Source organism: Mycoplasma elephantis ATCC 51980 (assembly GCF_000687815.1).
Lineage (GTDB): Bacteria > Bacillota_I > Bacilli_A > Mycoplasmatales > Metamycoplasmataceae > Mycoplasma_H > Mycoplasma_H elephantis.
This window is the reverse complement of record NZ_JHXU01000016.1, coordinates 1-8,699: the sequence shown is the minus strand read 5'-3', so window position 1 is coordinate 8,699 and position 8,699 is coordinate 1. Positions and strand designations below refer to the sequence as shown.

Here is an 8,699-nt window from a genome sequence, read left to right as displayed (position 1 = left end):
GAATAGTTAGCTTTACCCTATTATTTATATTTTTAAATTCTAGTTACTTTATTCAAAATTATTATTTTTTACCTAATAAAGGTATTCCTTATTATGAGAAAGATTTAATTAAGTGGGATACAAGTGGATGTAGTTATATATCTTCATCTGCATTAACAACTATAATTTATGTTTTAATTTTAACTACTGTTGTGGATTGAATATATCCAAAATATAAAAAAGTAAGACTCCAAATTTATACAGATAATCCAAAAAACATTATTGAATATTTTGAACACATAAATTATTGACATGCATATACCATTACTGAAGCAATAGGCGGGTATACTAAAACGAAAAAATATATTATTACAACTGTTGTTTTATTATTAGAAGCAAAGCATTTAGTTAAAGATATAAAAATGATCTCATCAAATTTATGATTTAGCATCTCATCAATCAGAAATACTGAAGGATTATTCAATACAAATAAGTAGATTAACTATTTTTCCTAAAATAGTTTTTTTTTCGCGTTTTTTCAAATTTTTTGTTATATATAGGTGGAGGAAATATGAATAAATTAACACCGATATCAAAAGAAAAACAACTAGAAACTTATGGAGCAGAAGTTTTATTAACTATAGCTGCACTAATTCCAATTGCTATAAAAACTATTTCTAGTGCTATAGCTCTTGCTAAATTAGTGAAGTCTGAAAAAGGTGAAGTAAAAAATGATACTAACACTATAAAATTTGATACTTCAGATGATTCTGCACCAAAAGTTGTTGAACGTTTTATATCGTATTAAAAAAAGAACATGGGAAACCATGTTCTTTTTCATATAATGCAATTTAAATAATATTTTTAACAAGTTTTTCTAAATGTGATAATCTATCGGATGCAAGTTTGGCATTTTGACCAAAACCAAACATATAAAATTTTATTTTAGGTTCTGTACCAGAAGGTCTTAGCGCCATTCATGAATTATCTTTAAAAACTATTTTTATCATATCTGTCGGATTTTGTTCATCAAGATTATAATCAATTAAAATACAGTCCTTTTCATATATCTTTTTAAAATTATTTTGAAGTTTTGTTAAATCATAATTTTCGGTAGAAATATTCAAAACCCCAGATGAAACATATCCGTATTTTTGATAAATGTTATCCAACACATTCAATAAATTAAGCCCCCTTTTCTTGTAATATGAAGAAAGAACAGTTATTATAACAATTGATTGAATTGCATCCTTATCTAAAGCTAGATTTGAATCTATAAGAGAACCATAACTTTCCTCGAAAGAAAATAAATGAGTTAACTGAGGGTTCTCTTTTTTGTTCTTTTCTATTAAAGAACCAATTCACTTATATCCTGTAGGTGTTTCAAATACTTTAATATTATTTTTTTCGGCAATAATTTTTGGTACATTAGATGATACATATGAATAAATTAAATATTTGTCTTTTAAATTTTTATTTGTTTCAACTAAAAAATTCATTATTAATGTAGCCGTTTCATTTCCTGTTAATTGTTTGTATTGGTTTCCAATTTTAACGCAAAGTCCAACCCTATCACTATCAGGGTCTGTAACTAATAGTATATCTGCATTTTTTTCTTCACCAAGTTTGATTAATTCCTCATAAGCTTCTTTTGTTTCAGGATTAGGATTTTTAACGTTTGTAAAATTCGGATCATTCGTCATTTGAGAATCTAAAAAATAAACATTTTTAGTTAATTTGGGAAGTAAAAAGTTAGCATATTTTGCTCCAGTTCCATGTAATGGAGAATAAGCAATTGTTATATTATTGCAATCACTATTATTTGCTAATTTCAACACTTTATCAAGATATTTATTGATATTATCCTTATTTACGTTTATTATATAATTATCATTTTTTGTATCTATATCAAAATTTTTATAATTAGAGTATTCGCTAAAATATTTTTTTAAATTATTTATTTCATCAGGTAAACATTGATAACCATATTTGTTATAGATTTTTATTCCATTATATTCTTTTGGGTTATGACTTGCAGTAATATTTATTCCCATTGCTGCGTTATATTCTTTAATTAAAAAACTAACAAAAGGAGTTGGAGAAATATCTTCGCTATATATTACAGTTATTTTGTTTCTTGATAATATATTTCTAAAAGCAATAGAAAATTCTTTAGACATTATTCTATTGTCTCTACCAATGATGATTTTTACATTTTTTTGATTTGAATTTTCATTAATAAATCTTACTATTCCATCAGCTATTCTGCATACATGTATTATATTTAACTGATTTTCTAGAGGACCAACTATTCCTCTAATACCGGCTGTACCAAATTCTAATTTTTTATTCATTATATTATTTTATAATAAATAAATGAACATGGTTTTAAGTAAGGCGAAAAATTATTTAAACTTAGTTTTAACAAAAACAAAAAATTCTTTTAAATTTAATGTTTTTGAAATAACTATAAGTGGAATTTTGTTAGCAATTTTTTTAATAACAATTGCTTTTTTAAAATTATCAATTGGTAGGGTTATAAATCTATCTACTGATATACCATTTTATATCGTGTTTGGAATTTTGTTGGGAATAGTTAAAGGTTCAATATTAGCAATAATAGCGGATACGATTTCGTTAATGTTTCTATCCCCTTCAGGATTAGCATTTTGAATGATTGAATACGCCATAATTCCTCCATGTATATCAATAATTTCGAGCATTTTATTTCATTTTTATGTAAAAAACAAATTAAAAACATCACTTATATTATCAAGTTTTTTGTATATGGTTTTAATCATAAATATCATTATCCTTATAACAAATCAAAATAAAATTTATAAATCAGACAATTCTGATAAATTCCCTCGTTTATTTATTTTGTATCTAACTGTTGGTTTTAGTTTACTTATTTCTTTTTTTGTTAGCTATCTTATAGCATACTATTTTATAACTAAAAAATTAAATGAGACAATTTTGAAATACTTATTTATGTTTTCTATTGTCGCATTTATTATTGTTTTATTTCGTTGATTATATGGTCCATACGTTTTTATTGTTTATTGAAATCGTTTTATGGCAAACACTACATCATCAAATGGGAAAATTTTGCTAGCAAAAGATTATTCATTATTTGCTTTTTATGCATCAAAAATTATTTTAAAATCAATGATAGAAATACCGTTTTTCACATTAATTATGATACCAATATCAAGTGTGCTTTTGATAATAAAAGAAAAAACATATAATAATATATATAGAAATCAATGATAGGATTTTATGGAATACAATAAACAAGAATTAATTATGAAACACTACTCGACTCCATTATATAGTAATGAAATGCTTAATGAAGATAAGGATTTTACTATTTATAGTGAACATTGTGTGGATAAAATTACTTTTGGATACAAAAATATTAATGACAAGGTTATATTTTCTCATAAAACTATAGGATGTGCTATTTGTGTTGCTTCAACAGATATTTTAATAGGCATGGTTAACAATAAAACTGTAAATGAGGCAATTGAAATAATTGATAGATATCAAAAATTAATTAGCCAAGAAATACATGAAGATCCTAAATTGAGGGAACTTAACATTTTTAATAATGTTAAGGTTCATTTAAATCGTTTTAATTGCGCAAACTTAGTTACTATTGGTTTACTAAAATTATTGAGGAAATAATGAAAGTTATTTTTCATATTGATTTTGACAGTTATTTTGTAAGCGCTTTGAGAACAAAAAAACCATGATTAATAGGAAAAGAAGTTGCGATTGGAAATAAAAATTCAAATAGTATAGCGGCAGCACTTAGTTATGAAGCAAAGAATAAAGGGGCAAAAACCGGGGACCCAATGTTTTTGATTCGCAAAGTGTGTCCCAATATTATTGTGGAGAATGCGGATTTTCCTCTTTTTATAGAATTATCAACAAATATTTTTAATTGGATTATAAATAATATTTCTAATATTTTTGAAATTGGTTCTATCGATGAATGTTATATTGATGTTACTAAAAAAATAAATTTGGGTCAATGAGAATCTAGTTCTATTTCGCTTGCAAAATTCTTACAAAATTCAATCTTAAATATATTTAAAATTCCTGTCTCAATTGGAATTTCGTATAATAAATTTTTAGCTAAAATGTCTACATCTTTAGGTAAGCCATTTGGTATAACGCTTACCAAAAAAGGGGACATACAAAAAAATTTTTATGATTTACCAATTGGTGATTTTTTTGGGATTGGAAAGGTATATGCCAAAAAACTAATTGATAATGGTATAAAAACTATTAATGATTTGTATTTAAATAAAAATAACATAGTTTTGTTGAAAAACATTTTTAAAAATAACTATATTAAAATAATTGAATGTTTATTAGGTGAAAGCACTGATATTTTAAATACGTCAAATAATGAGTATAAATCAATAGGTCATATGAAAACATTTGAACCTAATTGTTTATCAAATTATGAAGAGATAATTACGGAACTTATGTTTCTTGTAAATAAAGTAATTTATAGAATGGAATCAAGGGGTTTGTTGGGTAATTTAGTTGTTATAGAAATAAGATATAAAAATACAAAATTTTTATCTCATCAACAACAACTTTCAAATTTTATAGATGATAAAAAAGAAATATTAGATAATGCCAAAAATCTATTTGACTCGTTTTGAAATGGTCAACCTATAAAAGGGTTAGGATTTAAAATTTGTAATCTAGGTAAAAAAGGTGAAATATATTTTCAACCAGAATTACAGGAAAATTCAATGAAAAATACTGAAAAATACAAATTAGTGGATTTTTTAAATTCACAATTAAAAACTACAAAATTATTTTTAGCATCAGATTATAACAAAATAAAACATATTAAAAATAAGCAAACAAAGTTTTTAAAAGAAGATAAAAATGTTTTTAAGAACCGAAAGTAAAAGTAATTAAGAATTTTAAAATTGATATAATAAAATGTATGAAAATAGGTATATTTGGTGGAAGTTTTGACCCCATTCATAAAGGACATATAGAAATTGCTAAAACATCAATTAACGAATTAAAACTTGATAAATTATTTTTTGTTCCTGCTTACCAAAACCCTTTTAAAACGAAAAGCCCCATAGACCCCTTGCATAGAGTTAATATGATTAAACTTGTTCTGCCCCCAAAATGTGAAATATCAATGTTTGAAATAAATAGAAAAGGCAAAAGTTATTCATTTGAAACAGTAAATTATTTTAGTCATATTTTTCCAAATGATGAATTATATTTTATTTTAGGTAGTGATAATTTAGCTAAACTTCATAAATGAGAATACATAGAGGATATATCAAGAAAGACAAAAATTGTTATATACAAACGTACAAATAAGATAAATAAGATTAACATAAAAAGATTTAATTGTCTAGTTTTAGATAATAATCTTTGTGAAGAATCTAGCACAAATTATAGAGCTGGTAATTTACAAGTTGTTGATAAAAAGGTGCAAAACTATATTGGACAAAATCATTTATATATAAAACCATTAATTTTTAGTTCTGTTTCTCTAACTCGTGCAAATCATATGATTGCGGCTGGAGAATTTGCTCGCAATTTAGCGCGTAAACATAAATATGACGAAGAAAAAGCATATGTGGCCGCATCATTTCATGACATTACAAAAGAATGAACTCCTGATGAGCACATAACGTTTATTAATAAATATTTGCCTAATAAGGTTGTAAGTCCGGTTGAATATCATGAATTATCAGGAGCTTTATGATTAAAACATAATTATTTGATTCAAGATGAAGATATTGTGCATGCTGTTGCAGTTCACACAACTTTAGCATTAGAAATGAATTGATTAGATAAAATTGTTTATTTAGCTGATAAATTATGTAAAGGTCGTAAGTGGCCAGGAATAGAAAAAGTGAGAGAATTAGTTTTTAATGATTTTGAACAAGGATTTAAAAAAGTTGTTGAATTAACATATAACCATATAATTTCAAATAGAAAGAATATTGAAAATGAAGAACATTATAAAAAATGAATCAATGGTTAGAGTACAAAAAATAATAGCTGAATCAGGAATATGTTCCAGAAGAAAAGCGGAAGAATTAATTTTAGAAGGCCGTGTTTTAATAAATAATAAAGTTGCAAAGTTGGGTGATTTGGCCTCATGTTTAGATACCATTCTTGTTGATAATAAACAAATTTATATAGATGACAAGGAATACTATTTAGTAAATAAACCCAAAAATACAATTTGTTCAAATAGTGATTTAAAAGATAGAAAAAAAGTAATAGATTTAATAGATAGTAATAAAAGAATTTTTACTGTAGGCAGACTTGATTTCAATACGACCGGAGCAATAATAGTTACTAATGATGGTGATCTTTGTTATAAACTTTCACATCCTTCCTTTCAAATAAACAGAGTGTACAATGTTGAAATAGATATACAATTATCTAAAAAAGAGTTTGAGGAAATAAATGCTAAGCTAATAATTAATGAAAAGATTAGCTTGCATGAAGTAAAACATTTAGGTTTAAATTTTTACCAAGTTAAATTGCATCAAGGTAGCAATCATCATGTTAAAAAAATGTTTGAATTGTTTGATAAAAGGGTTATTAATTTACATCGTGTATCTTATAGTTTTCTAAATGTTGATAATTTACCAATTGGTTCATATAGAAAATTAAAACCATTTGAAATTAAAAAATTAAAATTATTGTGTAAAAAAAGTTAAGGTGACTTAACTTTTTTTATATTATTGTTGCTTGTACAATTACCGAATTTTCTTGCGGTTCTTGTCCACTGCATAATTTTGTGATCATAACACCTAAAAGATGGTAGTCAATAAATATTTTGTTTCGATATTTTTTGTTATAGTCATAAATTGATTTATATCCAATGTCTGTCAAATTTAGGTTTAATGAACTATCAACTTTTGCTAATAAATTCATAAATGTTTCATGCGTAGAACAAACTATGTCATAAATTTTATTAGTTTTTACAAAATCTAAAAATTTATCAACATCTGCATCTTTATAGTTATTAATTACATATTCAATTCTTTCTATATCTAATTCAGTTGTAGATTTTTTAAATGATTTTACTCATTCTTTTTTTTGTTTTTCTGTAAGGGAATCACATATTAAAAATATTAATTTTTTAACAGGTTTACTATGATAGTACGATTTTACAAGTTTGTAAAACATATCTTTATCTTCATACATTGCATATTTTGCATATTTTGTTTCAAATCCATAAACAACGATATTTGAATCATTGTGTTGTTTTAAAAACTCATCTATTTTTTCATCGTAATAAGGTAAAAATAAAATAATAGCACCCGGTTTTCATGAATTTATGTATTTAATTTTTTCTATAAAACCTTCAGTTGTTGGTTTAGCATGTGTAACAAATACATATTTGCCTTTAAGTGATGCTTCTACTTCAATTCCAGCTACAACATCACTAAAAACATGGCTTGATAACTCAGGTAGAATAATGTAAATTATATTAACTTGTCCTCTTATTAGTCTTGCCCCGCTATTGGGTACAAAGTCATAATATTCTACTATTTTTTGTATTGAGGCTTTATTTTTTTTGCTAACATAACCATTATTATAATATCTAGAAATCGTACTTACGCTTACCTTTGCTTTTTTCGCTATATCTTTATATGTTAATTTCGACATAAAAAAATTATACTTTAAATTATGAAAATGTGGAAATATTTCACATTTTAGTAATAACCATTGTTGTTAAGAAAAATTTTTATTTCTTTTAAAATACGAATATTGTCATAAATTGTACAGTTTTCAATATATTTATGTACATTTGTGAACAAATAGTAATATTGTCAAAGTTGTTTTTCACTTGTTTTATTATTTGTGTGATTTTCACAAACCATACCACCATCATGTCAACAAAAGTATTGTAAGTTTTGATTAGAATTGCAAATATGGCAATGATTATATGCGGGAATAATAGGTTTTATCATTATTGAATTTGCATAAAGTCAGGATAATCAAAAATTGGTTTTGTTATCACCAATATTAGACAAAAATAGTTCATATTTTTGTAAGAAATCAGAATTAATATATTCTGTATTTTTGAATATAAAAAATAAATCATCATTTATTGATAAATTGTATTTATTTGTGTAGTCGAAATTTTTAATAGCAATAGCTTTTTTTAACTTGGAAATTTTACCATCCAACCTAGCTAGAAATATTTCGCACTCAACTATAGAAAAAATATTTAAATTTGTTGAATTTTTACTATTTGGTTTTCTAATGCCCTTTGCTAAAAAATTCAAAACACCTTTATTTGTAAGTAAGGAAATAATCATATCAAATTCATCATAATTAATTTTATTAACTATAATTCCCTTTTTTCTCTCTAACCCCATACTAATTAATATACAATATATTTATTATAATTTTAATTATATATAAGGAGAATAATGATTAAATTGAACGATCAAGAATTGGTAAGAATAGAAAAATTAGGGTATTATAAAAGCATAAATGTTAATCCATATCCTAAAAGTTATGACTTTAAAGATTTGACTTTATCTACAAGGTTAAAAGAAAAATTTTCGAAAATATCTAGAGAGGAATTAGAATCAAAAAAGCCATTTAAAGTTAAATTTGCTGGAAGAGTAATGGCAAAAAGAGGTTCATTTTTAGTTTTGCAAGATACAAAAGGGCAAATTCAAGCTTATTATTCT

Annotated in this window: 10 protein-coding genes and 1 pseudogene; 8 read left to right on the top strand and 3 right to left on the bottom strand. The window is 24.6% G+C overall.

Features of this window, described 5'->3' with window-relative positions; all coding sequences use genetic code 4:
• The coding region (locus T380_RS0103545; RefSeq protein ID WP_027334502.1) for a DUF2179 domain-containing protein at window positions 1-476 on the top strand (476 nt) is incomplete at its 5' end.
• Window positions 477-550: 74 nt separating this feature from the next.
• The gene (locus T380_RS0103540) at window positions 551-787 is read left to right on the top strand and encodes a hypothetical protein (protein WP_027334501.1); all 237 of its coding nucleotides are present in this window, start codon (window positions 551-553) and stop codon (window positions 785-787) included.
• 43 nt (window positions 788-830) lie between these two features.
• On the opposite strand, the gene T380_RS0103535 is transcribed toward T380_RS0103540, so the two are convergent.
• Complete coding sequence (locus T380_RS0103535; protein ID WP_027334500.1) at window positions 831-2,333, bottom strand: phospho-sugar mutase; 1,503 nt, start codon at window positions 2,331-2,333, stop codon at window positions 831-833.
• A 22-nt stretch (window positions 2,334-2,355) separates the two neighbouring features.
• Between T380_RS0103535 and T380_RS0103530 the strand changes: the two genes are divergently transcribed.
• Genes T380_RS0103530 through T380_RS0103510 form a run of 5 tightly spaced genes read left to right on the top strand, consistent with a single transcriptional unit; the run spans window position 2,356 to window position 6,707 of the window.
• Window positions 2,356-3,252: an ECF transporter S component gene (locus tag T380_RS0103530; RefSeq protein ID WP_156930207.1), complete on the top strand. Its 897-nt coding sequence runs from the start codon at window positions 2,356-2,358 to the stop codon at window positions 3,250-3,252.
• A 6-nt stretch (window positions 3,253-3,258) separates the two neighbouring features.
• Complete coding sequence (locus T380_RS0103525) at window positions 3,259-3,666, top strand: iron-sulfur cluster assembly scaffold protein (protein WP_027334498.1); 408 nt, start codon at window positions 3,259-3,261, stop codon at window positions 3,664-3,666.
• Window positions 3,666-4,913: a Y-family DNA polymerase gene (locus T380_RS0103520; RefSeq protein WP_036437094.1), complete on the top strand. Its 1,248-nt coding sequence runs from the start codon at window positions 3,666-3,668 to the stop codon at window positions 4,911-4,913. Before T380_RS0103525 ends, T380_RS0103520 begins: the two co-directional genes overlap by 1 nt.
• Before the next feature lie 38 nt (window positions 4,914-4,951).
• Window positions 4,952-6,019, top strand: coding sequence for a nicotinate-nucleotide adenylyltransferase (locus T380_RS0103515; protein WP_027334496.1), 1,068 nt, complete (start codon window positions 4,952-4,954; stop codon window positions 6,017-6,019).
• Entirely contained in the window at window positions 5,985-6,707 is a 723-nt protein-coding gene (locus T380_RS0103510; RefSeq protein ID WP_036437091.1) for a pseudouridine synthase, read from the top strand. Before T380_RS0103515 ends, T380_RS0103510 begins: the two co-directional genes overlap by 35 nt.
• Window positions 6,708-6,723: 16 nt before the next feature.
• Here the strand turns inward: T380_RS0103510 and T380_RS04110 are convergent, their stop codons facing one another.
• Together T380_RS04110 and recO are read right to left on the bottom strand one after the other, a co-directional pair.
• On the bottom strand, window positions 6,724-7,662 hold the full coding sequence (locus T380_RS04110) for a LacI family DNA-binding transcriptional regulator (RefSeq protein WP_051600022.1): 939 nt from the start codon (window positions 7,660-7,662) through the stop codon (window positions 6,724-6,726).
• A 47-nt stretch (window positions 7,663-7,709) separates the two neighbouring features.
• Window positions 7,710-8,378, bottom strand: a complete 669-nt coding sequence (recO, locus tag T380_RS04275) for a DNA repair protein RecO (protein ID WP_027334405.1) — start codon at window positions 8,376-8,378, stop codon at window positions 7,710-7,712.
• Between the two features lie 54 nt (window positions 8,379-8,432).
• Here recO and T380_RS04100 point away from each other — a divergent pair.
• Window positions 8,433-8,699, top strand: a pseudogene (locus tag T380_RS04100) (hypothetical protein); the annotation flags it as partial.